General features: G+C 46.7%; 2 protein-coding genes. Both read right to left on the bottom strand.

The genetic code is table 11. From position 1 onward, the window contains the following. On the bottom strand, window positions 1-291 hold a 291-nt coding region (locus KIV40_RS33555; RefSeq protein WP_285353738.1), incomplete at its 3' end, for an NAD(P)-dependent oxidoreductase. Between the two features lie 13 nt (window positions 292-304). Beyond that, window positions 305-831 (bottom strand): LysR substrate-binding domain-containing protein (locus tag KIV40_RS33560; RefSeq protein WP_285353740.1); only part of this gene is annotated, 527 nt, incomplete at its 5' end.

The following is an 831-nucleotide window of genomic DNA, read 5'->3' on the forward strand; positions in this document are numbered from 1 at the left end:
CGTCGTAGTATGGTCAACAAGGATTGCGTTTGGCTTCATCGCCGCCAGTGCGCCTGTTTCGCTGGTCGTCATACTGCGTACGTCATCATCGTTGCCGACACACACAAGAACAACATCCGCTTCAGCCACACACTCCGCTACACTCTCAGCGGCTTTACCTTGGTATTTATCAGCCCAATCGAGTGCTTTGCCGTGAGTACGGTTAAATACCGTCACCTCGAAACCGGCTTTAACTAGGTGACCTGCCATTGGGAAACCCATAACACCCAGTCCGATAAAACTTACTTTCATTTGTTGCTCCTTTTTATAAGACGGCCTCGTCGTGATGGAAAGATCGAATGCTCTCAATCAATGCATCAATCAGTAGCGTCAACGCCTTAGGCTGATATTTTCTCTCTTTGTACACTAAATACGCCTGACGGTCACCTCGATGGTACTCAGGTAAGAGCTGAATGAGTTCCATATTGGGCGAGATATGACGAAATGGTAGCGAAGCAACACCTAAGCCATTCTCCACCGCTTCCGCTACTCGGTGGATGTCATTGACCACAAACTTAGGTTGAATGGTAATGTTCTGATCTAACTTATCGTCTTTATAAAGTGGGATATCCGTTACATGATCGACACTAACCCAGTCCTGCTGCGCCAACTGCTCTGGTGTGGTAATTGTGCCTCTTCGTTGCAAGTATTTATCACTGGTAAAGAAACCATGTTTAGCCTTAAACAAAGGGCGCGCAATCATCCCTTCAAGGTTTGAGATGTTAAAAGTCAACAACAGATCCCGATCGGTTTCTGGGACTAAATGCTGCTGACTTAACACCAGATCGAGCT

The sequence above is a fragment of the Vibrio sp. D173a genome (genome assembly GCF_030248475.1).